16 protein-coding genes are annotated in these 24125 nt (G+C 38.1%); 6 read left to right on the forward strand and 10 right to left on the reverse strand.

What is annotated here, in order from left to right:
* Window positions 1-49 precede the first annotated feature (49 nt).
* From H6H03_RS02940 to H6H03_RS02950, 3 genes are all read right to left on the reverse strand, one after another.
* Window positions 50-3685 carry a serine protease gene (locus tag H6H03_RS02940; RefSeq protein ID WP_190953646.1) on the reverse strand — a complete coding sequence of 1212 codons (3636 nt, stop codon included), beginning with the start codon at window positions 3683-3685 and terminating at the stop codon, window positions 50-52.
* A 55-nt stretch (window positions 3686-3740) separates the two neighbouring features.
* Complete coding sequence (locus H6H03_RS02945; protein WP_190953647.1) at window positions 3741-6809, reverse strand: tetratricopeptide repeat-containing S1 family peptidase; 3069 nt, start codon at window positions 6807-6809, stop codon at window positions 3741-3743.
* 185 nt (window positions 6810-6994) lie between these two features.
* Entirely contained in the window at window positions 6995-7540 is a 546-nt protein-coding gene (locus H6H03_RS02950) for a COP23 domain-containing protein (RefSeq protein ID WP_199338704.1), read from the reverse strand.
* A 645-nt stretch (window positions 7541-8185) separates the two neighbouring features.
* Between H6H03_RS02950 and H6H03_RS02955 the strand changes: the two genes are divergently transcribed.
* Together H6H03_RS02955 and H6H03_RS02960 are read left to right on the forward strand one after the other, a co-directional pair.
* Entirely contained in the window at window positions 8186-9484 is a 1299-nt protein-coding gene (locus tag H6H03_RS02955; RefSeq protein ID WP_199338707.1) for an AAA-like domain-containing protein, read from the forward strand.
* Window positions 9485-9527: 43 nt separating this feature from the next.
* Entirely contained in the window at window positions 9528-12950 is a 3423-nt protein-coding gene (locus H6H03_RS02960) for a WD40 domain-containing protein (protein ID WP_190953648.1), read from the forward strand.
* A 127-nt stretch (window positions 12951-13077) separates the two neighbouring features.
* Here the strand turns inward: H6H03_RS02960 and H6H03_RS02965 are convergent, their stop codons facing one another.
* The 3 genes from H6H03_RS02965 to H6H03_RS02975 all read right to left on the reverse strand — a co-directional run bounded on the left by H6H03_RS02965 (window position 13078) and on the right by H6H03_RS02975 (window position 14782).
* The gene (locus tag H6H03_RS02965) at window positions 13078-13494 is read right to left on the reverse strand and encodes a hypothetical protein (RefSeq protein ID WP_190953649.1); all 417 of its coding nucleotides are present in this window, start codon (window positions 13492-13494) and stop codon (window positions 13078-13080) included.
* Window positions 13495-13833: 339 nt separating this feature from the next.
* The gene (locus H6H03_RS02970; protein ID WP_190953650.1) at window positions 13834-14169 is read right to left on the reverse strand and encodes a hypothetical protein; all 336 of its coding nucleotides are present in this window, start codon (window positions 14167-14169) and stop codon (window positions 13834-13836) included.
* 211 nt (window positions 14170-14380) lie between these two features.
* Window positions 14381-14782: a fasciclin domain-containing protein gene (locus tag H6H03_RS02975; protein ID WP_190953651.1), complete on the reverse strand. Its 402-nt coding sequence runs from the start codon at window positions 14780-14782 to the stop codon at window positions 14381-14383.
* A gap of 339 nt (window positions 14783-15121) precedes the next feature.
* On the opposite strand from H6H03_RS02975, the gene H6H03_RS02980 reads away from it, so the two are divergent.
* The 4 genes from H6H03_RS02980 to H6H03_RS02995 all read left to right on the forward strand — a co-directional run bounded on the left by H6H03_RS02980 (window position 15122) and on the right by H6H03_RS02995 (window position 19001).
* The gene (locus H6H03_RS02980) at window positions 15122-15943 is read left to right on the forward strand and encodes an alpha/beta hydrolase (protein WP_190953652.1); all 822 of its coding nucleotides are present in this window, start codon (window positions 15122-15124) and stop codon (window positions 15941-15943) included.
* 429 nt (window positions 15944-16372) lie between these two features.
* Window positions 16373-16732 carry a VOC family protein gene (locus H6H03_RS02985; protein WP_190953653.1) on the forward strand — a complete coding sequence of 120 codons (360 nt, stop codon included), beginning with the start codon at window positions 16373-16375 and terminating at the stop codon, window positions 16730-16732.
* A gap of 269 nt (window positions 16733-17001) precedes the next feature.
* Window positions 17002-18063 (forward strand): aliphatic sulfonate ABC transporter substrate-binding protein, encoded by a 1062-nt coding sequence (locus tag H6H03_RS02990; RefSeq protein ID WP_190953654.1) that lies wholly within the window; start codon window positions 17002-17004, stop codon window positions 18061-18063.
* A gap of 638 nt (window positions 18064-18701) precedes the next feature.
* A complete protein-coding gene (locus H6H03_RS02995; RefSeq protein ID WP_190953655.1) occupies window positions 18702-19001 on the forward strand; it encodes an RNA recognition motif domain-containing protein in 300 nt (99 codons plus the stop codon).
* 152 nt (window positions 19002-19153) lie between these two features.
* Here the strand turns inward: H6H03_RS02995 and H6H03_RS03000 are convergent, their stop codons facing one another.
* The 4 genes from H6H03_RS03000 to H6H03_RS03015 form a co-directional block, all read right to left on the reverse strand.
* A complete protein-coding gene (locus tag H6H03_RS03000) occupies window positions 19154-20521 on the reverse strand; it encodes an LLM class flavin-dependent oxidoreductase (RefSeq protein ID WP_190953656.1) in 1368 nt (455 codons plus the stop codon).
* A gap of 52 nt (window positions 20522-20573) precedes the next feature.
* Window positions 20574-21710 (reverse strand): FMNH2-dependent alkanesulfonate monooxygenase, encoded by a 1137-nt coding sequence (gene ssuD, locus H6H03_RS03005; RefSeq protein ID WP_190953657.1) that lies wholly within the window; start codon window positions 21708-21710, stop codon window positions 20574-20576.
* A 193-nt stretch (window positions 21711-21903) separates the two neighbouring features.
* Window positions 21904-22950: a sulfonate ABC transporter substrate-binding protein gene (locus H6H03_RS03010; RefSeq protein WP_190953658.1), complete on the reverse strand. Its 1047-nt coding sequence runs from the start codon at window positions 22948-22950 to the stop codon at window positions 21904-21906.
* A gap of 90 nt (window positions 22951-23040) precedes the next feature.
* Window positions 23041-23796: a dienelactone hydrolase family protein gene (locus H6H03_RS03015; RefSeq protein ID WP_190953659.1), complete on the reverse strand. Its 756-nt coding sequence runs from the start codon at window positions 23794-23796 to the stop codon at window positions 23041-23043.
* Window positions 23797-24125 lie beyond the last annotated feature (329 nt).

Below are 24125 nucleotides of genomic sequence, written 5' to 3' on the forward strand. Positions count from 1 at the left end.
CAAAAAAATCGCCATTTAGGTGAAATTTTTCTCAACATAAGAACCCCTCCTACTGCTTGACGAAAGCCTGAATACTAGGACTTGCCAATAATTTTCGCGCCTCATCAACCAAGTGCGTCCCCCAAAGATTTTCTTTGAGAACTTCCACATCAGCCCAGCTTTTGTCTAAACGCAAGGCTGCTTGTGCTATGTTTAGGGCTTTTTGTTGCTCACCTTTAGCATATAAAGCAACTGCCAGTGCCATTTGTGGTTCTGGTAGTTCACCATTAATTTGCACTGCTTTTTCCCACTGTTGTATTGCTCCTTCAATATCTCCTGTTTCGTATTTGATGTAACCAATATTGATAATAGCTGCTGCTAATTTTTCATTTTGAGCAAGGGCTTGGTTGTAATCTGATAATGCAGCGCGATCGTTGCCTTGTTTTTGGTAGATAACACCCCGTCCAAAGTAGGCTTGTGGATTATTTGGCTGTAATTTTATCGCTTGATTAAAATTGGAAAGTGCTGCTGGATAATCTTTTAATTGAACGTAAACTTCACCTCGCAGTAAATAAGCCTCTGCATTGTTTGGCTGAATTTTGAGAACTAGAGTGTAATCAGAGAGCGCCCCTTGATAATCCTTCAATTGAGAGCGAAGACGACCCCGAAACGAGTATCCATTGAGATTATCTGGCTGAAGTTTTATTACTTGATTATAATCAGAAAGTGCCCCCTGATAATCCTTTAACTGAGCGCGAATATCACCCCGAACTGCATAGGTTGCTGCATAGAGTTTTGCATCTTCTGGATGAAGTTCAAGACCTTTACTAAGATCTATTAGCGCACCCTGAACGTCATTTAATTTATAGCGAACCCCACCGCGTAAGATATAAGCTTCGGCATTATCAGGTTGCAATTTAATTGCTTGATTTGCATCAGCCAGCGCCCCGTTAAGGTCATTTAACTTTAAATTTACATTCCCCTGAGATACGTAAGTTTTTGCATTATTAGGTTGGAGTTCAATGGCTTTAGTGTAGTCAGCCAGCGCCCCCTTGATGTCATTTAATTTATTACGTAAATCGCCCCGATAAGTGTAGGCTAAAGTCAATATTTCAAGCGTGGAATCAAGTTTAATAGCTCGATCGTAATCTGCCAATGCTCCCTGATAATCTTTCAATTCACTGCGGACACCAGCCCTACTTATGTAAGCAGGGGCATTGTTAGGGTCAAGTTTGATTGCTCGATCAAAATCTGGCAGCGCTCCCTGATAATCTTTAAAAACACTGCGTGCAGAACCTCTGTAAAAATAGTTCTGAGAATTGTCAGGTTCGAGTTTAATAGCTCGATCGTAATCTGCCAGCGCTGCTTGAAGATTGGGCAAACCTAAAGTACGAACAAAACCTCTACACATATAGCCTGTTGCATCTCCAGGGTCGATTTCAATTGCTTGATTGCAATCAGCTAATGCTCCTTGATAATCTTTTAAATGAAAGCGAACCGAACTCCGAAAATCGTAATTTAGTACATAGGCAGGTTGAAGTTGAATGACTTTATTTATATCAACTAGTGCCTGATGATAATCTTGTAATTGAAAGTGGACAAGGTACTTATTAGAATATGCATGAACATAATCAGGTTGAAGTTCAATCACTTGATTTGCATCAGCTAATGCCCCCTGATAATCTTTTAACCGAATGCGGAGAAAACTCCGCCAACTGTAGTAATTGTACAGAGGTTTTATCTGGATAGCTTTATTTATTGGTGCTAATGCTTCTGAGTAGCGTTTCAAGTCATCTAGTCTCATACTGCGTGTAACATAATAGTTAAGATTACCATCGTTATATTCAATTGCCTTATCAATTGCTGCTAGGGACTCTGAGTAGTTTTTTAAATATTTCAAAATGTCAGATTTTAATGACCAAGATTCATCATTCTCTGGTTGAATTTTGATTGCTTGCTCAATAGCTGCTAAAGCTTCTGGAAATTTATCCTCAGAATATAGTGATGCAGCCAGAGCATAATAAGCCTGATAAAAATCGGGTTTGAGCTTAATAGCTTGTTGCAAGGCTGCTACTGATTGTGTATATTTTTCTAGGCGCCACAATTGATTACCATAATTTAGCCAATCGTACTCACTAGCATTTTCTTGAGGCTTTTGGGCAATCAATAAAGGATGATTTTGCAGCAAATTAACCTGTGTTTCTGTTAGTCTTGGTGGGGCTTTAGTAGCTATTTTCAAAACTTCTGGCTTCAGTCCCGATTTTATGGCTATATCCAAAATACTATTGCTTGGCACACCTAAACCTAATCCGAGTTCAAATTCATGGCTGATCTTTCCTTCACTACCCGTGTTAATTCCAATTACTTGTCCCATTACATCTAATACTGGCCCCCCGCTCATTCCTGGTTGCGTCAGATTTGAGTAAGTCAGTTGGTAGCCAAGATCAATCACAAAATTTAAATAATCTAGGCTTTCTGCACGAGCAAATACTCTTTCTGGGTTGGAAAGTAAGCCTGCTGTAAATTTCGATTTTCCACCTAATTTTTCAGCAAATCCAGATATAAATATCCACCGTTTTTTGCTGTATGATGAATATAGGTTATACTTGGCAATAGTTGCGACTGAATAAGTTTGATTGCTAGTAAATTTGACAAGGGCTACATCTAATCCCTCTGCCTTAACAATGTTTTCGGCTTGCACTGCATATCCCTTGCCATCTGGGGTAGTAATTTTGTAATTATCTGGATTTTCTACCACATGACGCGCAGTGACTACATAGTATGTCTGCCCTTGTTTAGCAATAATAACTCCTGAACCATTACCGTGATTTTTTGAGTCAATTCGCACGGTAATTTGTTCAGCAATGTTATTAACTTTATCAACAAATGTATTCCCCACTGACGATTTTTGTGCTTGTTGCTGATTACGCCATTCTGGAGGAATAATTGCTAAGTTAGGTGCAACTTTTGCTAAAGTTTGAATAGGTACTGCAAAACTCAGTTGTATCAATTTTTTAAGTTGTTCAGCGCTGGGTTTAGTTCCATCTTGATAGTAATAAGCCTCATTTAAAATAGCATTATTCAGTAATCCATTTATCCCAATTAACTGTCCTGATAGATTTAATAATGCCCCTCCACTCATCCCTTGTTTAATCTCGTTGGTATAACCAATTTGATAACCTCCAACTAATGGTTGTTCAGATAATAGAGATATTTTGCCATCGGTTATAACTAATTCTTTGCTATCATCAGGGAAGCCAGCAGCCAATACTTCTTGATTTTCTACTAAATTAGAGTTGCTAGCTAAAGGTATGATTTGATAGTTTGCTTGAGATTGAAATTGTAATACAGCTAAATCATTACCTTTTAAAGAATTACCTTGAGTGATAACTGTAGCTGTATAGGTTTTACCGTCGGGTGTTTGAATACGGTAGGTTCCTTTACTACTGATAACATGGGCACTGGTGAGGATAGTGTAAATTTGCCCTTGTTTGCTTATTAATACTCCACTCCCACCTTTATTATTACTCAATACCTTTACAGTAACAGCTTGGCCTATTTGACGAATTTGTTCTAGGGATAGAGAGTTATTTGCCAATACAGAAGTAGCTTTATTAGGTACTGGCTGGGATTTCGCAACGTAGGCGGTAGGGAATATGAACAGGCTACTTAAAATGGCGATGATAATTTTTTGATAATGATTCATACTAAAAAGTAGATATTTAATCTCTAGTAAATTTTGAATTATTGCTCAATCTAAGTTACTGCTTGATGAAAGCTTGAATACTAGGAGTTGTCAAAAGTTTTCGCGCCTCGTCAACCAAGCGCGTCCCCCAAAGATTTTCTTGGAGAACCTCAACATCAGCAAAGCTTTTATCTAAACCCAAGGCTGCTTGTGCCATATTTAGGGCTTTTTGTCGTTCACCTTTGGCATATAAAGCAACTGCTAATGCCATTTGTGGTTCTGCTAATTTACCATTAATTTCCACTGCTTTTTGCCACTGCTGTATTGCCCCTTCTACATCTCCTTTTTCATATTTGATGTAGCCAATGTTGATAATAGCTGGTACAAATTTTTCATCTTTAGCAAAGGCTTGGTTGTAATCTGATAATGCGGCGTTATCATTTCCTTGTTTTTGGTAGACAACGCCCCGGTAAAAGTAGCCATCAGCATTATCAGGTTGAAGTTTTATTACTTGATTATAATCTGCTAGCGCTGCTGGGTAATCTTTTAACTGAACGTAAATATCACCACGATTTAAATAAACTATTACATCATTTAATCCGAGTTTCATCGCTTGATTATAATCTGATATTGCTCCTGAAAAATCTTTTAACTCAGAACGAACAATACCGCGTAAAAAGTAACTTCCTCCGTTGTTAGCCTGTTTAATAATTGCATTGAGATTATCAGGCAATTTTCCCTGATTATCTTTGATGAGAAAGCGAACACCAAGCCGAAAATCTGCTAAACCTCCATCAAAATCTTTTAAATTAAAGCGGACTTGAGACCGCGATAAGTAAGCTTGTCCATTATTAGGCTGAAGTTTAATCGCTTGATTATAATCTGAAAGCGCTTCCTGATAATCTTTCAATTCATAACGGAGAGAACCTCGCACTAAGTAGAGTTGTGGATTATTAGGTTCGAGTTTGAATGCTTGATTCATATCAGCTAGTCCGCCTTGAGTGTCTTTCAAAAAGGCGCGGCTAGCACCCCGTATACCGTAAGCAAAAGCAAAATCAGGCTGGAGTTTAATCACTTGATTAGCATCAGACAGTGCCCCTTGATAATCTTGCGAGACAAACCGTAGAGAACCTCGTAGTAAATAGCTAAAATAAAACGGCTGAATCTCAATCGCTTTATCAATTGTTGTCAGCGCCTCTGGATATCGTTGTAAGTTAAATAATATTGAAGTCCGTTGTAAATAAAGACCTAAATCGCTGTCATTGTACTCAATAGCTTTATCAATTGCTGCTAAAGCCAAGGAGTATTTTTTGAGTTCTATTAGTGCAAAACTTTTAAATTTCCAAGCTTCATAATAATCAGGTTTCAGCATAATTGCTTTATCAAAAGCAACTAAAGCTTTTTCCGGGTCTTTACCACCATCTCCTAGTACTAAACCAAGAGCATAGTAAGCTTGATAAAAGTTGGGATTACGCTTAATAGTTTCTTGTAAAATAGTTATAGCTTCAGAAAATTTTCTAATACGCCATACTTGATTTGCATATTTCAGCCAATCTAATTCATTAGCATTTGCTGATGGTTTTCGGATAGCAAATAAAGGATGATTCTGTAATAAATCAATTTCCGAATCATTGATACTTGGCGCTTTAGTACCACTGATTTTTAATGATTCTTTCTTTAATTCTGCTTGTGTAGCTAAGCTCAAAAAGCTACCACTGGGTACTCCATAGCCAAAACCTATTTGAATGTCGCTGATTTCTGGATTTTCAATTCCTGTATTAATTCCAATGACTTGCCCCATAACATCTAATACTGGCCCACCACTCATTCCAGGTAATGATAAATTTGAATATACCAGCCTATAACCTCGATTTAAGAACGCCTGCGATAACTCACTGCTTTCTGAACGTGCTACTAATGCTTCTCCTATAGAAAGGAATCCAGGAGTTAATTTTCGATTACCTCTATCGGTTTTAGGAAATCCAGATACAAATACCCACGGTCTTTTTATCTCAGTAAAGGCATCACTAAATGAAAGATTATATGTAGAAATCGTGGCGATTGAATAAGTTTGGTTACTAGTAAACTTAACAATTGCTGCGTCTAATTCCTTTGGCTTGAATATATTTTCTGGTTTGATTGCATATTGCTTGCCATCTGGAGTAACAATCTCGTAATTATCTGGATTTTCTACTACATGACGCGCAGTAGCTACATAGTATGTCTGCCCTTGTTTAGCAATAATAACTCCTGAACCATTACCGTGATTTTTTGAGTCAATTCGCACGGTAATTTGTCCAGCAATGTTATTAACTTTATCAACAAATGTATTCCCCACTGACGGTTTTTGTGCTTGTTGCTGATTGTGCCATTCTGGAGGAATAATTGCTAAGTTGGGTGCAACTTTCGCTAAAGTTTGAATGGGGACTGCAAAACTAAATTGCTTAAATTTTTGAATTTGTTCGGCACTGGGGCGAGTTCCATCTTGATAGCTATAAGCTTCGTTTAAAATAGCATTGTTTGTTAATCCATTTATCCCAATTAATTTACCTTCTTGATTTAATAGCGCTCCCCCACTCATTCCTTGCCTAATTTCGTTGGTATAACCAATTTGATAACCTCCAATTAATGGTTGTTCAGATAACAGAGATATTTTGCCATTGGTGATGACTAATTCTTTGCTATCATCAGGGAAGCCAGCAGCCAATACTTCTTGATTTTCTGATAAATTAGAGGTGCTTGCCAAAGAAACAATTTGGTAGTTTTCTTGAGATTCAAACTGCAATAAAGCTAAATCATTACCAGTTAAAGAATTCCCACGGCTAATAATTGTAGCTGTATGAGTTTTGCCATCAAATGTTTGAATGCTATGGGTTCGTTTGCTACTAATAACATGGGCGTTGGTGAGGATGGTGTAAGTTTTTCCTTGTTTGCTAATTAATACTCCACTTCCACCTTTGTTGCTACTTAATACTTTGACAGTGATAGCTTGGGCTATTTGACGAATTTTTTCTGGGGATAGAGAGTTATTTACCAATAGAGAAGTAGATTGATTAGCTACTTTGTGGAATGTTGCAGCGTAGACGTTAGGGAGTACTAAATAAGTACTTAAAATAGCGATAATCAATGAATTTAGTTTGTTCATTTTTTTATTTGGATAAAATTTAGGCGTTGCTAAATAAGAGTAGAAATTATTCTTTGCGCCTCTGCGTGAATTTTTCCTCAATCAGGGTGGTGAATTAAGGTTTGATTTTTAAACGCAGAGGAACGCAAAGGTAAGCGCGGAGGTTACGCAGAGTTTTACAGGGCTGTATTTAGCCGAAGTTGATATTATTCTTTCTCAACGGGGGCTGTTTGCAAAAATTTATTAATATCAATTTTGTAGTAAACTGGTTCTTGTTTTGAACTATGTTCTATGGGTTTGGTAGCACGTCCTCTAAGAATCTCTTTAAGGTCTTCAAGAATTTGTTGAGGATCGTCTTCAGGTCGTAGAGTTAGCAGTGTAGTATTGCAAGGTGCATCTACTTCTTTGGCTGTGCAAATCACTGGTTGATTGTTGAGTTTACTGTTAGTGATATAAGCTAAACTTTGATTGTTGTAAGCAGTCTGGAATCGAGATGAGACTTGTTCGCAACGCTGTTCTGGGGTAACATTCTTACTATTAAACCACGCATATTTCCAACGTATAATTGCAATTTTACCTCGTGATGTCCAAGCATAAGTAGTGGGAAAGCGTAGATTAGTTACTTGGTCGTAACCTAAAGCGCAAATAAAACGAACTTCATCATCAGCTTTCGCTTGACTAACCATTGAAGTGACGCAAACAGTAGTTAAAGCGCAGCCAGTTAATAGAGAAATGATTGGTTTTAGTTGCATAATTTTTGTCGTTCAATTATGAAAAACATGGTTTTTGGAATAATTGGCAATCAGATATTGTCTCTAAACCAGCACAATTAGTATAGAGAAAATATAATTTGATTGTTGAGATTCATCTTAAAATCAGATTTACATGCAACTCCATATTTGAGCAAAAATTCATCTATTTCAGTCACACAGCCATTAAGGTGAAGTTTTCTTCACCATTTTTAGTGAGTAGCAAAAACTTGATAAACTAAAAGTTACAACGTAATTCAACAAGTAAATATTAATTTTTTTGATGATGATTAACAATGTATAGTGTATTAAGCGTATGTTTCGATATAATTTTTAACATAAAAGTATAGTTAAAACGCCTAGCGCACTGCTATGGCAATGTAAATGAGTTATGAAAATATCACATTTCTCTCTGCGTTCTCTGTACCTCTGCGCTTAGACTCCAAATAAAACAATATCCAACTATTTCTTGTAGGGTGGGCGTCTCGCCCGCCCATCATTACGGACCGGCAAGATGCCCACTCCACAAAATTGAATAATTTATTCTTAAAAATTATTTAAACCTGCTATGTGACATGGTGCGTTATGACTTTAGCCTAATATTTAGAATTTACTGGTGTTTCAAAAAGAAAGATTGTAAATAGAAAAATGCCGATAAATCAAGAAAAGTTTGAAAATATATATCAGAATGAATTGACGCCAAAACAAAAGAAAGTATTGCCTTTATTTTTAGCTGGGCAAACAGATGAACAAATAGCCAAAGAACTTGGCGCTACCCATCGTTCTACAGCTAGCCATCAACTAAGAAATATATCTACTAAATTTGGCTTTCCTCCTGAAACTGAACCAGATTATCGTTGTAATCTGATTGAGATGTTTGCTAAATATAAGCCTGAGTTAGTTAGTGTTAAAGCTTTAGAAAAATGTGGGCATATTATCCAAAATATTCGCTTTCCAGAAGGGCCGGAACCACTAAATTCTGCTTTTTATCAAGAACGCTCTCCTGTGGAATCTCGTTGTTATACTGCTATTAAAGAACCAGGGGCATTAATTCGGATTAAAGCACCTAAGCAGATGGGTAAAACTTCGCTGCTGAAAAGAATTATGGCTGAAGCTAAAAAAAGTGGTTATAGTAAGGTTTATTTAAATTTTAGTTTAATAGAAAAAAATAAGTTTACTAATGCTAATGATTTTCTCCGCAGTTTTTATGCTTATGTAATTAATCAATTACCTTCAGCACCTGGGTTAACAGTTTGGGATACGGATATTCCCAGTATGGTGAACTGCACTATGACTTTTCAAAAGTTGCTCAAACAATTGGATGGTGTTTTAGTTTTAGCTTTAGATGAAGTAGATAAATTGTTTGAATATCCAGAAATTTATCAAAACTTTTTTCCCATGTTGCGTAATTGGAATGAAAATTCTAATGAATCACAGACATGGGAAAAGTTGCGACTATTAGTAGCACATTCTACGGAAGATTATGGACGCTTAGATATTAATCAATCTCCTTTTAATGTGGGATTACCAATTAGGTTGGAGGAGTTTACTGAGGAACAGGTGAAGAGTTTAGCTATTCGACATGGGTTAGATAGTAACAATATTCTGCCGATTATGTCTTTAGTGGGGGGACATCCTTATTTGGTGCGGTTAGCACTTTATTATTTGGTATGTCAGGATGTCGCTATTGGAGAATTGCTGCAAGAGGCTACTACAGATGCTGGAATTTTTACTGAACATTTACGCCGACATTTGGAGACTTTTCAAGAAAATCCAGAGTTGGGGAGGGTATTTAAAGAGATAGTAAGTAATAGTCAAGGAATTAAAGTGGAGCGAAAAAATAGACAAATTTATCAATTGGATAGCATGGGAGTGATTCAGTTTAGTAATAATTGTGTGGTAGCACGATGTAAATTGTATCATGAATATTTTGGCGATCGCTTGTAATTCTTTTTAACTCACGCAGAGACGCAAAGGCGCAGAGAGAGGAATGGAGTTTAATAATTATTATAAAGTTGGTGGGAGTTTAAATGCTAATCATCGCACTTATGTAGTCAGAAAGGCGGATGCACAAATATTTGAATTGCTGAAGGCTGGGGAATATTGTTTTGTGTTTAACTCGCGTCAGATGGGTAAATCTAGTTTGCGAGTTCAAGCAATCAAAAAACTGAAGACGATAGGGATTAAATGTGCTTCTATTGATTTAACGATTCTTGGTAGTCATAGTAACCCGGAAAAATGGTATAAAGGTTTTGCGAATCAGCTGTTATCTAGTTTTGAAATAGATGATATAGATTTTAATAGCTGGTGGTTAGAGCATGACTCTTGGACAGAGATACAGAAATTAAACTTACTTTTAGAGTCATTGCTATTAAATAAATTTAATTCTCACATTATCATTTTTATCGATGAAATTGATACTTTAATTAAAAGTAAATTCAAAGATGATTTTTTTGCTTTAATTCGCGCTTGCTATAATCTCCGCGCTGAATATCCAAAATATGAGCGTTTAACTTTTTGTTTGCTGGGAGTAGCGACACCAGGAGATTTGATTCAAGAAAGAGAACGCACGCCGTTTAATATTGGTAGTTCTATAGAATTAACTGGCTTTAGTTTTGCAGAAGCTAAAGATGCATTGATTCCAGGGTTAGCGGATAAGGTAGAGCATCCAGAAGCGGTGTTACAAGATATATTAAAGTGGAGTGCTGGACAACCATTTTTAACTCAAAAGTTATGCAGTTTAATTGTACAAGAAACAGAAAGTAGTTATCTCGATGTTGATGAATTAGTGCAAAATTATATCATCGAAAATTGGGAAGCTCAAGATGAACCAGAGCATTTAAGAACAATCCGCGATCGCTTACTACAAAATGAGCAAAAAGCTGGCAGATTACTCGGATTATATCAGCAAGTTTTACGCTCAAGCAAGGGTGTTTTGATAGATAGCAGCCCAGAACAAACAGAATTAAGGCTATCAGGTTTAGTAGTCAAGCAAGACGGTTATTTAAAAGTATATAATCCGATTTACGAAGCAATTTTTAATCAAACCTGGCTCAGAGAACAATTAGATAAACTCCGTCCTTATAGCCAAGCAATTAATAACTGGTTGAATTCCCAACAAGATTCATCCTGGCTATTACGAGGGAAAGCTTTGGACGAAGCTTTAGTATGGGCAATTGGCAAAAGTTTAAGTAATTTAGATTATGAGTTTTTACAAGAAAGTCAAAAAGTTGCTACAGAATTTCAAATTGAAGTTAACCAACAATTAGCCCAAGCTAGTCAAATCGCTAAACAAAAATTAGCTCAAGCGAATAAAAAAGCAAAATATATAGTTTGGATTGGCGGAACTATCGCAATTCTGATGATTTTTATAAGTGTGGTTGTAGGGCAAAATCAATTACACACCGCCAAGGAAGGCACAACACTTACACAAATTAGCTATAATGCTACACAACAATTTCAGTCTAAACAACTGGACGCTTTACTTTTAGCTATGCAGGCTGGAAAAGATTTAAAACAACTGGTAAAAAATCAGTTGTCTGTGGGAGAATATCAAACAATAGCTCCTTTGTCTGCTTTAATGAATATTCTCACAAATATTCATGAATATAATCAATTTGAGAGCGGTCAAACAATACTCAATAATCTAACTTTCAGTCCTGATGGTAAAATAATTGCTTCTGGTAGCGATGATGGAACTATTAAACTATGGCATGATAATGGAACTGCGATCGCTACTATTTCTGAACATAAAAATAAGATAAAAAGTATTAGTTTTACTTCCGACGGCAAAATCATTGCTTCGGCTAGCCAAGACGGAACTATTAAACTTTGGCAGCAAAATGGTAATTTGATTAAAACCCTCTCGGAATATCAGAGTTTGACAGTTGGTGCTAAATTTAGTTCTGATAATACTCTTGTCTCTGTCAGCAAAGATGGTACTGTAAAATTTTGGCAGCTAGATGTTAATCAAATTAAAACTATCTCACTCAAAAGTAATAAAATTACAAGCTTTAATATCAATCACAATGGTAAAATTCTTGCTGTTGGTAATGAAGAAGGAAATATTGAAATTTGGAAAACCGACGGTACTTTGATTACAACCATCCCTGGACATACAGGTTGGGTGACAAGCATTAGTTTTAGTGCAGATGGAGAAAATATTGCTTCTGGTAGCGATGACCAAACTATTAAACTTTGGCAAAAAGATGGTACTTTAATTAAAACTTTTGAAGGGCATACAGGTAGAATAAATACTGTTAGTTTCAGCCGAGATGGTAAAATAATCGCCTCTGGTAGTAGTGACCAAACTGTAAAAATCTGGCGACTCGATGGTACTTTAATTAATACTTTAGTTGGACATGGTGATTCAGTAGCTAGTGTGGCTTGGAACCCAGATAGCAAAATTATTGCTTCTGGTAGTGAGGACGGAATTGTGAAACTCTGGAAGCTAAACGCAGATATGATGACTACATTAACTGGGCATCAACGCGGGATAACCACCCTGAATTTGAGCCGAGATGGTAAAATAATTGCTTCTGGCGGTGACGATGGTACTGTGAAACTATGGCAGCAAAATGGAAATTTAATTGCTAATTTGAGAGGGCATAAAGGTTGGGTAAATAATATCAGTTTTAGCCCCAAAAGTAATACTATTGCCGTTGGTACTGATAAAGGAATTGCTAAACTTTGGCAGCAGAATGAAACTTTAATTCATACTTTAACCGGGCATGAAATTGGAATCGCAAGTGTTAGTTTTAGCCCAAACCTCGAAATAATTGCTTTTGGTACTGACCAAGGAACTATTAAACTCTGGAAGTGGGACGGAACTTTAATTAAAATTCTCAATGGTCATAAAAATTGGGTAACAAGTGTCAGTTTTAGCCACGACGGTAAAATTATTGCTTCTGGTGGCGATGATGGAATTATTAAATTTTGGCAATTAGATGGAACTTTAATTACTACCTTGACTGGACATAGAAAGGATATTAATAGTATTAATTTTAGTCCTGACAACAAAATTATAGCTTCGGCAAGTAGGGATCAAGCTATCAAACTTTGGCAGTTAGATGGGACTTTAATTACTACCATGACTGGACATAGTGGTTCAGTAAATAGCGTCAGTTTCAGCCCCGATGGCGAAATAATAGCTTCAGGAAGTACAGACCAAACTATCAAACTTTGGAAGAAAGATGGAATTCCCATTACTACATTAATTGGACATCAAGGTTCAGTAAACAACGTCAGCTTCAGCCCTGATGGAAAATTTATTGCCTCTGCTAGTAAAGATGGTAAAGTAATTTTGTGGAGTTTGGAATTAGATGATTTACTAGCACGAGGATGTCGATGGCTTCAAGACTATTTTCTCAGTCATCCAGATGATTACAAAAGTTTGAGGCAGTATTGTAAGTAAACGATAGAATTCAGAACTCAGGGATTAAAAGCATTCTTGTGTAGCAAAAGCCTCAAAGATTTGCCAACATTATCTCAGTCTGGTCAAGCTTTTAGCGATCGCCATACATCACAATTCTACAATTCACCTACTCAAAAACATAATTTTGAGCCACTTTCCAATAGCGGGAAAACCGTTTCAAATCAATATAGCCATCATAATCAAAGAATGGCTCTACCTCTAACACTTCCAATTTTATGGAACGTTCAATTTGATTGCAGATATCATCAAACCGGGGACTCGGACTATCTACTGTCACCACTAAGTCTGCTTTTTGTTCTTGAGCAAAAGCCACAATTTCTTGTACAACATCACCACGGCGAATGACAACAGGTAACTCTAGCAAACATTCGTAAATAAACGTCAAGCGTTTAAGACTAAGCTGCCATTCCTCAATTAAAGCCTCGTCCCAAACCCAAATAGCAGGAGCATCAGGGTATTCTTGTAGCGCGGGATTATATGGACTCAGACAGTCTCCATGTACCCAAATAATTGGTTTAGTCATTAGTTATTAGTGAATAAGGGATTTCTAATAAATAAATTATCCAATATTGTGGGGCGGGCAAGATGCCATCGGTGTCAACTTAAGCTCAAGCTCTTGCCCCACAATCGTTTTACCCCACCCCCAACCCCTCCCCTTGGCAAGGGGAGGGGAGGTTTTGGCTTTAGACAAAACCGGGGTGGGGTAACGGGGATCGAACTCGTAAATGAGTGAATTCAAAACTACCTCATGACAAAGGTTTCACGTTAAGTTGACACTAATGGCAAGATGCCCACCCCACAAGAAATAATTGGATATTTGTTATTTGGAAGCCTCTAAACAAAAGACAAATGACAAAAAATATCACGCATTATTGGAAAAACTAGGGGTGTTACTGTAGCGTCTGTGAAAAATAATTGCTGCCAAATTAGTTAGCAAACAGGCGATCGCTAAAGACATCAAGATAAAAGTAGGAGGCATCACCACGCCAATTATAAACCAAGTATATACGTGCAAGATCATCACAGAAGCAAAAAAGCTGGCAATTGCCGCAGACTGCCAGATTTGATGTGATGGGCGACGTAGTGCCGTCAGAACCATTGTCAAAATTGTCACCAACAAATTTGCTGGTACAAGAAATGTACAAATGCTGACGCAGTTGGCGCGAGATAACTCAGCTAGGGTGTTGAAATCGAACATCAAGATCCTGGGGATAATGTTAGAAACCTATAATTTAATGTAACTTATTTCTATATATTGAAATCTACCTTAGCATAGGTCGAGAGTAAGTAAATTGAAATTTTAACATTATTTAAATAATTTAATTAAGTTCTTATAGTAACAATAGTTAATGCTAATGAATGCTAAAAATTTTGCATAATTAGGGTGGGAAACGCCCACCCTAACTAAATTAACCGGGCAAAATCACTGTATCGATAACGTGAATTACACCATTATCAGCTTCGATATTTGCTGCCAAAACTGTGGCATTTTTAACTTCAAAACCATCAGAAGAACTAATTTTAATCGGTGAACCTTCGACAGAATTCACCGTCCCAAGTTGTGCCAAATCTGTCTCAAAGAGCTTTCCAGAAACGACATGATATTTTAAAATCCGCGTTAGCTGCGGAATATTTTGTAACAGAGTTTGAATGGTTCCGGGTGGTAACTTAGCAAAAGCATCGTCATTGGGAGCAAAGACAGTAAAAGGGCCGGGACTTTTTAATGTTTCTACTAAACCAGCAGCTTGTACAGCCGCTACTAGTGTTTTGAAAGACTCAGCATTAACAGCAATATCAACAATATCAGCCATATTTGGTACCTAAATCTCTGCAAATGATTTTAAAGGATAATAAACATATTTTAAGTTTTATGTTTCAAATGCAGGCCAATGAGGTGAGGGCCTATGTTGAATACAAGCAGACTCATGTTTTTTCCAATTACCTAGCAAAATCAGTAACATCTTGTTGGATGCCTTGCCTGCACTACTCTAAACAGGGCTTTGTGCATCCTTGAGCCAAGGCGATCGCCTAGCTTACCTGAATCATTATTTTACACCACATCTGTTAGCCTGACTCAACAATGGGGAAAGATGTAAATAAGAAATTCTCAGCCCTCTTGTAGAGGATAATTTTATCAATTTTTTTCTTATATGAATAAAAAGCAATTACTAAAGATAATAATCGGGGATTTAACCTGGCAGAGATTGATGAAATCTCTAATTTCTATTTATGTATTTTTTGGTGTCTATGTCTATTTCAGAGCAGACAGCATGATTTTTCTTCCCCAACCCTCTAGTTATCAAGATAATCAAGAAATTTTCAAATTAACAACTATTGATAACACAAAAATTTCTGCTAGATATTTGTACAACCCTAAAGCTGATTATACTATTCTTTATGCTCATGGGAATGCAGAAGATTTAGGTAATATTAAACAAACTCTAGAGCAATTATACGCTTGGGGTTTTAGCGTTTTGTCTTATGATTATCGCGGCTATGGTACAAGTGAAGGTGTCCCCACAGAAAAGAATGCTTATCAGGATATTGATAGCGCTTATAACTATTTGACAAAAGACTTAAAAATATCACCCCAAAAAATTATAGTGTGGGGACGTTCTGTTGGGGGTGGTTCTGCTGTCAATTTAGCAGCCCACAGACCAGTAGCAGGTTTAATCATTGAAAGTACTTTTATTTCAGCATTTCAAGTAATAGTACCATTTCGGATTTTACCTTTTGATAAATTTTCTAATATTGACAAAATTAAAAATATTAACTGTCCCGTATTAGTAGTACATGGCAAAGCAGATGAAATTATTCCTTTTGCTCATGGAGAAAAATTGTTTGCTGCCGCATCATCACCAAAACTGTCTTTCTGGGTTGAGCAGGCTAGTCATAATGATTTATTATGGGAAGCTGGAGACAAATATCAAACAACTTTAAATAAATTTCTTAAGATCTTGAATAAGAATTGAGAACCCCAAATTTAGAATTCAGCAATCTATTACTTGGCAAAAAACTGCTAAAATTAAACAGAGTTATATTTACTATTGCCTATTGCCTATTGCCTATTGCCTATAAAATGATAAATCTTCAACCCAATATGATATTACACACTTCTGAAAGTATGTACTGATACTTAAGCATGTATATATATTCGTAATAACCATACAGATGACTGAGACTGGTCTAAAGGTGTAGAAATGGAATGAATTTTGAGTGATGGCGAGTAACGTTATCTTGAACTAGGCGAACACAGAGTGAAGACCTGTTTTCAAGGTAATAATTCAGCACTCAAAAGCGGCCGCTGCGTTGGAAAGGTTTCCAAGGTAGTCCTTTGGGTGGTCAATACCCGAATTTCCTAGCAAGATCGAATACAATAGCCACCTAATAGACAGGTCGCAATGCAAATTCTTAAAGTACTAACTAGAGTCTATCTTAGCCCCATAGACTTGGATGAGGCGATCGCTTTCTATGAAAACCTCTTTACAGAAAAATGCTGGTTGTGGTTTCAATATTCCGAAACCGAGTTGGAACTGGCTGGCGTTGGTTCTATTCTTTTAATTGCCGGTTCAGCCGAAACACTCTCTCCCTTCAAAAGTACACACGCAACATTTCTTGTTGACTCACTCAATGATTTTCGAGAAGCGCTGACTCAGCAAGGTGCAATAATTCTGACCGAACCTAACAAAGTCCCCACTGGAATTAATATGCGAGCTATGCATCCTGATGGAACAATTATTGAGTATGTTGAGTTCGTTTGATTAATTTTTAGCCCAATTAGTGGTGCGCTTAAATCTGCTGCTTGATTCTTGAAAGAGTCTATGATAATATCCGTGCAAATACAAAATACTGCAATCCTATCGACTTACCGTAAATAAAAGCCGAACTGGATTATCCGACATTTGCAAAGCTGCTTAATTGAATTAAACGGCTACAAATTTCATATAATTTTTCAGCCAATTGTCATTAGTACAAAGGGCAAATATTTAGTGCTGAAAAAACAAAAACATTCAACACTTCCTAGTGCATTATGGTAGAAATATCCAGCAAATCTCGTTTCAAGCAATTTAATTACTTTCTACTATTCTTAGTAGGTGGAGTATTCACATTATCGACAAGTTTAGTTAGTTGTAAAGCGCCAAATACATCAGAGCAAGCTGCTAACGCTTCTAATAGCACCAAGACTAGCACTAAGACAAAAGTCCTCCAGATGGGCTATATGACGGCCGGAGATCTACTGAAGATTAAAGGAGTATTAGAAAAACGTTTAGCTCCGCTGGGGATTAAAGTTGAATGGTCAAAATTTGCTGCTGGGCCGCAACTTCTAGAAGCAATGAATGTGGGAAGCGTAGATTTTGGTTTTGTGGGTGAAACTCCGCCTATTTTTGCTCAAGCTTCTGGCGTACCTTTCGTTTATGTTGCTAGCAGCAAACCTGGAACCGGTGAAGGAACTGCTGTTGTAGTCGATAAAGATTCACCCATCAAGACAATAGCTGACCTCAAAGGTAAAGGACTAGCCTTTCAAAGAGCTACAGCACAACAATACTTCGTCATTAAAGTTCTGGAAGAAGCAGGATTAAAACTTAGCGATATTAAACATATCAACCTCACACCATTAGAAACTCGTGCAGCATTTGAACGTAAAAGTGTTGATGCAGCTGTCATTGGTGACCCGCACCTTGCCCTATTTCAGAAAACTGGCAGTATTCGTGTTATCCGAGATGGTAAAGGAATTACAACCCAAGGAGGCTATTGGTTAGGTTCGCGTAATTTCGTTAAAGATAACCCTGAGGTAGTGAAAATTATTTTGGAAGAAGTCAACACCATCGGCAAATGGGCTGAAGCCAACCCACGAGAAGTTGCCACACTGATTTCGCCAGAAGCAAAAATTGATGTTCCAACACTAGAACTCGTATCAAAACGCAGGTTTTACACATTAAGACCTTTGAGTCAAGAAGTCTTATCAGGACAGCAAAAAATTGCTGACTTGTTCTATGAACAGAAATTCATCACTAAGAAAATTAATGTTAGAGAAGCAACGCTTTCTTCTGAAGAATATACTGCTGTGACTCCTTCAGAAGTTAAGCCTTGAGAATTTACATAAGGATACACAATTCAGCATTTTCAATTCAAAATTAATTAGTGAATGATTCAAAATCTTCACTAATTTTCTAATACAAATTTTTTACACTTGTGTAGTTCTGTATCGTTTGTTTATTTACCATATATACACAATCAAATTAGACAAATATGGTGAAGAATGCCAATGTAACTGTTTGATTAAACCTGAAAAATAACTAGAAAATTATGACTATAACCCTACTTAATTAAAGGAGTGCAGAAAATCGGCATCAGAGGTATTTGGATTAATCGTTCCAGAAAAACTGTCTCAGAAGATATCTGTATTCCAGATGCTCAAATATCTAGCTTGAGTGAGATGCTTAAATTATTTTAGTATGTATAGGTCGCGGTAACGCTTCAAAACTATTAAAAATAAAGGATTTGAGGTTTAATGATTTCCAGTTACGGAGCTAGGAATTGCTTAGATTACTTTTCGTAACAGTTATAAAAAGTCTGCCTAAATACTTACCTACTATGTAAGAATAAAAAATGAGAATTGATTCGGTGACCTTGTTTGTTTTTATTATTGACAGGCTTTTTCCTTTTGGTATTCACAGACTTTTCTCCGAAATCTAAATCTCTACAACTCTATGATTTTGGAGACAGTTTATGTCAATTTATGTAGGCAATCTTTCTTATGAAGTTACAGAAGAAAGTTTGAATGCTGTGTTTGCAGAATATGGTTCTGTAAAGCGGGTTCAGTTACCTACCGATCGCGAAACAGGTCGTATGCGTGGCTTTGGTTTTGTGGAAATGGGCACAGATGCCGAAGAAACAGCTGCCATTGATGCTCTCGATGGTGCTGAGTGGATGGGACGCGACCTGAAAGTAAATAAGGCTAAGCCCAAAGAAAGCAGAGGTTCCTTTGGTGGTAACCGGGGAAACAGTAACTTCCGCAATCGTTACTAAAATTTAAAGATTTAGAACAATGTAAAGACGTTGCATTGCAACGTCTCTACAAGTCTATGGTTCTCGAAAAAATCTTTAACTGAACCGTATTGAATTATGGCTCAGGCAGGAATGCTTGAGCCTTTTTGCTGCAAAAATCGCTTTATCAGGAATTAGACGATCGCCACTTCGCGATCGCTAACTTTGCTAAACTGATTTACCGGACGAGGTAAACCAAGATTCTCGCGTAAAGTTGCTCCTTCATACTCTGTGCGGAACAGACCCCGACGTTGCAATTCAGGAATCACCAAATCCACGAACTCATCTAAGCCTCCGGGTAACCAAGGGGGCATAATATTGAATCCATCCGCCCCACCATTGACAAACCAATCTTCTAACTGGTCAGCAATTTGTTCTGGTGTACCCAAAATCTGACGATGGCCACGCGCACCAGCTGTCCATAAATACAGTTCTCGAATGGTTAAATTCTCTCTTTTAGCCAAATCAATCAAGAGTTTCTGGCGACTTTTACCACCATTTGTCTCTGGTAAATCTGGCAGTGGGCCGTCCAGAGGATAACCAGATAAGTCAAATCCGCCAATCATCGTTCCCAGCAAATTTAAACCTACCACCGGATCGATCAATTCCTGAATGCGATCGAATTTGTCTTTAGCTTCTTGTTCAGTCTTGCCAATTACCGGGAACACACCAGGCATAATTTTGAGATGGTCAGGAGAGCGTCCATATTGAGCTAATCTTCCTTTGACATCTGCATAGAAAGCTTGGGCTTCTGCAAGGGTCTGCTGGGCAGTGAAAATTACCTCCGCCGTTTGAGCAGCCAAATTTTTACCATCTTCAGATGACCCAGCTTGAATTATCACCGGGTAACCTTGGATGGGACGGGCAACATTCAAAGGGCCACGCACTGAAAAATGTTCGCCTTTGTGGTTGGGAATGTGTAGCTTATCTGGATCGAAGTAAATACCCGACTCTTTGTCATGGAGGAAAGCATCATCTTCCCAACTATCCCAAAGCTTTGTTACCACATCTACAAACTCACGGGCACGCTCATAGCGTAGGGTATGCTCCATGTGCTTTTCCCGGTTGAAGTTCAGGGCTTCCGCTTCAGTGGCAGAGGTGACAAGATTCCAACCAGCACGACCACCACTGAGATGATCTAGCGAGGCAAACTTCCGAGCAAGGTGATAAGGCTCGTTATAGGTAGTCGATACTGTTGCCGTCAAACCGATGTTTTCTGTAACCACAGACAAAGCCGACAACAAGGTGAGGGGTTCAAACTGCACGAGTTTACCATTACGGCTAAAAACGTCAGGTTCTTGATTGCGAGCGCGGACAGCTACACCATCTGCAAAAAAGATCATGTCAAACTTACCGCGTTCTGCCGTCTGTGCCAGCCTTTTGTAATGTTGGAAATTCAAACCACCATCAGCCTGTGCTTCAGGATGCCGCCATGAGGCTATATGATGACCACTGCTTGATAAAAATGCACCTAGCCTGAGTTGACGTTTTTTCGTACTCATTATTTCTGTTTCTCCTATTTAGAAGAAATTAATAACCAATGCCCAATGCCCTTTAAACAGGCTGTGGTTTGAGTAAATCAGTTTTGGTAACGAATTCGCTGAATGTACTTGCAACTTGTTGCGGTAATGCCAACGCCGGCGTTTGCACTGGTAAGCGGGGAAACAATAATTCTGCGACTCGATAGGCTTCTTCCAGATGGGGATACCCTGAAAATACAAAGGTATCAATACCTAAATCGGTATATTCCAGCATTCGCGCTGCAACTGTGTCTGGATCTCCTACCAAGGCAGTTCCAGCACCACCACGCACTAAGCCAACACCTGCCCATAAATTGGGACTAATTTCTAAGTTTTGGCGACTACCATTATGTAGTTGTGCCATACGGCGTTGTCCTTCTGATTCCGATTGAGCAAAGCGCCGATGTGCAGCAGCGATCGCTTCATCATCCACATACTGAATCAATTCGTTAGCTGCATCCCAAGCCTGTTGCGTAGTTTCCCGGACTATGACATGCATCCGAATCCCAAAACGTACCGTTCTACCTTGTTCTGCGGCTAATCGGCGTACCTTGGCAATCTTTTCGGCAACTTGATTTGGTGGTTCACCCCAAGTTAAATACACATCAATATGTTTAGCAGCAACTTGGAGAGCAGCATCAGAAGAACCGCCAAAATATAAAGTTGGATAAGGCTTTTGTACCGGAGGAAATTGCAGTTTTGCACCTTCAACTTTGAGATGACGACCATTGAAGGTTACTTCATCACCTTGCATTAGCGATCGCCAAATTGTTAAAAATTCATCAGTCAGTTCATAACGCTGGTCATGAGCTAGAAAAATTCCATCTTTAGCTAGTTCTTTCATATCGCCACCAGTCACCACATTTAAAATAATTCGGCCATTAGAAATCTGGTCAAAAGTAGCAGCCATCCTCACTGCTAAAGAAGGCGACATAATTGCCGGACGAAAAGCCACAAGAAACCGCAAACGTTCGGTAACTGAAATCAAAGAACTAGCTACAATCCAAGTATCCTGCTTTTGTCCAGTACCAATTAACATCCCGCCGTAACCCAATTTATCAACAGCTTGGGCGATTTGCTGCATATAAGGATAAGTCGCTGGACGCCTGCCAATTGTAGTCCCTAAATAACGCTCATCTCCCTGTGTAGGCAAATACCAAAAAACTTCCATAATCCCCTGTTCCAAATTTATTCATTGGTCAAAATAATTCGTAATTCGTAATTCGTAGTTCGTAATTATTACCCCATGCTTAACGGCAGTTTATTGAAATATTCATGGCGCATATTTTACTTTTCCATTAATCATTAATGATGCTTTACCCTCTTTAATTACGAATTACGAATTAATTAGTCACTATCTAATGCTATTTCTGACTAATAGTTTCGGGTGTGATAGCTGCATATTGTTCAGTAGTCAGCATCGCTTCCTGAATATTGATAGATTTAGGAATTATTTTTTCCTTAGTAAACAAATCAGCAATTTTCTGTTGATTTTCCATGATTTCTGGAGTAATTGGTCTTAAACCGTAATTTCGTCTTGAGACCATTGTTGTTAAAATATCTTCATCAATTTTCAAATGAGGAGCAATAAGTTTTACTGCTTCCGCTCGATTTTTGTCAGCCCATTGACCTGTGTTATCTACTTCCTCAAGGATTAATCGCACTAATTTGGGATTTTCTGTAGCGAACTTTCGCGCTGCCATGTAATATCCGCCTTGAGTAGAAATACCGCTAGCATCTCTCAAAACACGGGCATTTGCCTTTTTTTGTGCCACTGCTAAATAAGGGTCCCAAGTTACCCAAGCATCAATTTTCCCTTGAATAAATGCATCACGGGCTTCTGAAGGAGGTAGACTCAAGGCTTGAATATCGCTATATTTTAAACCAGCTTCTTCTAAAGCTTTTACTAATAAATAATGCGATGCAGAACCTTTTTGAAAAACTATTTTTTTGCCTTTGAGGTCAGCTAAAGTACGAATAGGTGAATTATTTTGAACTATAATGCCGCTTCCTTTACCAGTACTTGGTTGATTGCTAGCAATATAAACTAAAGATGTCCCAGCAGCTTGAGCAAATATCGGTGGAGTTTCCCCTACAGAACCAATATCAACTCTACCCACATTCATCGCTTCCATAAGTTGTGGGCCAGCAGCAAATTGCGCCCATTCAACAGAAACGCCTAAAGGTTGTAAACGCTTTTCAATCAATCCTTTGAGTCTGACAATATCGCCAGAACTTTGATATCCCATGCGAACAACTTTGGCTTGAAACCCAGTAGTTTTATTGTCTGCTTTTGGGGTTTCGACTGAGCAACTAACTAAAGTCGTTGAGATTGTTAATAATCCAGGTAATACGAATAGGGAAAACTTTTGAAAAATTTTCACTCGTGGCTGTTTGAAAGCGGTAATCATGGGTGTAATACTTGATTTTTATTTGCTATGTTCATTAGTAGGGACGCCAAGCTCTGCGTCCCTACAAGCTATTGCTTTTAACACAAAGATTTAGACAGTTTGCAACTGAAGATTCTTTTGGAACAGTTCTACAACGTTTTTCCAAGCATCAGCAGCAGCTTCGGGATTATAGCTAGCGCGATGGTTGCAGAAAAAACCATGTCCTGCTCCCTCGTAGCGGAAGATTGCATGGGTAATTTGATATTTATTTAATTCAGCTTCAATCTGTTGTGTGTGTTCTAAGGGAATTCCTTGATCTTCCAAACCAAAGAATGCATAGATGGGGCCTTTAATATCGGGAGTGCGTGTGATGGTAGGTTCTCCACCGCCGGGAGTTGAGTTTGTAATCCCACCACCATAAAAGGAAGCTGTAACTTTAATATCTGGTAATGTGGCAGCTAAGTAAACGACGTGACCACCAAAGCAGAAACCAATGGAACCGATCGCATCCCCTTGCACATTTGGTAAACTTCTCAAATAAGCGATCGCAGCCTGAATATCGCTCAATATTTCCTCTGCTTTGGTTTGCTCCTTATATTGTCTCCCTTTTTGGATATCTTCAGGATTGTATCCAGCCTCGAAACCGGGAGCAGTGCGTTGAAACAAAGTCGGAGCGATCGCTACATACCCTTCTTTGGCAAATTTCTCCGCAACTTCCCGAATGTGTATGTTTACCCCAAAGATTTCCTGAATCACAATCACCGCTGGGAAAGTTCCTTTTTGTGTCGGTTCTGCTAAGTAAGCATCAATTTGTAAATCACCGTTGGGGACTTTAACCTGACTAGTGCGAATTTCTGTGTTTGTCATCGTTTGAGATTAGCTTCCAATTGCTTTGAGGTAGGGGTCTTTTTTGATAAATTCAGTAAAATACTTAATCTTTACCGATTTACCGTATTTTAAAAGTAGTATTTCACAAACAATGTGCAAACGCAAGTCCTGATTTGGGAAGCAAACAGGGCATGAAAACTTGTTCATCCCTACACCCTGTTAGACAGTTGAGTTAACGCTAGCAATCTTTTTCAGTGGTGATGACTAGCATCGTGGCATTCAGTCTAGAATTTAAAGTGCGATCGCAGCAATTCCTACTCTGTGCCCTCTGTGCCTTTGTGGTTCGTTTTTTTACTCCTCAAACTCAC

It is taken from the genome of Nostoc paludosum FACHB-159 (assembly GCF_014698835.1).
Lineage (GTDB): Bacteria > Cyanobacteriota > Cyanobacteriia > Cyanobacteriales > Nostocaceae > Nostoc > Nostoc paludosum.

Coding starts and splice junctions, on each gene's coding strand:
- H6H03_RS02980 (WP_190953652.1), top strand. CDS start 15,122: ATGAATAAAAAGCAATTACTAAAGATAATAATCGGGGATTTAACCTGG.
- H6H03_RS03010 (WP_190953658.1), bottom strand. CDS start 22,950: ATGATTACCGCTTTCAAACAGCCACGAGTGAAAATTTTTCAAAAGTTT.
- H6H03_RS02995 (WP_190953655.1), top strand. CDS start 18,702: ATGTCAATTTATGTAGGCAATCTTTCTTATGAAGTTACAGAAGAAAGT.
- H6H03_RS03015 (WP_190953659.1), bottom strand. CDS start 23,796: ATGACAAACACAGAAATTCGCACTAGTCAGGTTAAAGTCCCCAACGGT.
- H6H03_RS02960 (WP_190953648.1), top strand. CDS start 9,528: ATGGAGTTTAATAATTATTATAAAGTTGGTGGGAGTTTAAATGCTAAT.
- H6H03_RS02950 (WP_199338704.1), bottom strand. CDS start 7,540: ATGCAACTAAAACCAATCATTTCTCTATTAACTGGCTGCGCTTTAACT.
- ssuD (WP_190953657.1), bottom strand. CDS start 21,710: ATGGAAGTTTTTTGGTATTTGCCTACACAGGGAGATGAGCGTTATTTA.
- H6H03_RS02985 (WP_190953653.1), top strand. CDS start 16,373: ATGCAAATTCTTAAAGTACTAACTAGAGTCTATCTTAGCCCCATAGAC.
- H6H03_RS03000 (WP_190953656.1), bottom strand. CDS start 20,521: ATGAGTACGAAAAAACGTCAACTCAGGCTAGGTGCATTTTTATCAAGC.
- H6H03_RS02945 (WP_190953647.1), bottom strand. CDS start 6,809: ATGAACAAACTAAATTCATTGATTATCGCTATTTTAAGTACTTATTTA.
- H6H03_RS02940 (WP_190953646.1), bottom strand. CDS start 3,685: ATGAATCATTATCAAAAAATTATCATCGCCATTTTAAGTAGCCTGTTC.
- H6H03_RS02990 (WP_190953654.1), top strand. CDS start 17,002: ATGGTAGAAATATCCAGCAAATCTCGTTTCAAGCAATTTAATTACTTT.
- H6H03_RS02965 (WP_190953649.1), bottom strand. CDS start 13,494: ATGACTAAACCAATTATTTGGGTACATGGAGACTGTCTGAGTCCATAT.
- H6H03_RS02975 (WP_190953651.1), bottom strand. CDS start 14,782: ATGGCTGATATTGTTGATATTGCTGTTAATGCTGAGTCTTTCAAAACA.
- H6H03_RS02955 (WP_199338707.1), top strand. CDS start 8,186: ATGCCGATAAATCAAGAAAAGTTTGAAAATATATATCAGAATGAATTG.
- H6H03_RS02970 (WP_190953650.1), bottom strand. CDS start 14,169: ATGTTCGATTTCAACACCCTAGCTGAGTTATCTCGCGCCAACTGCGTC.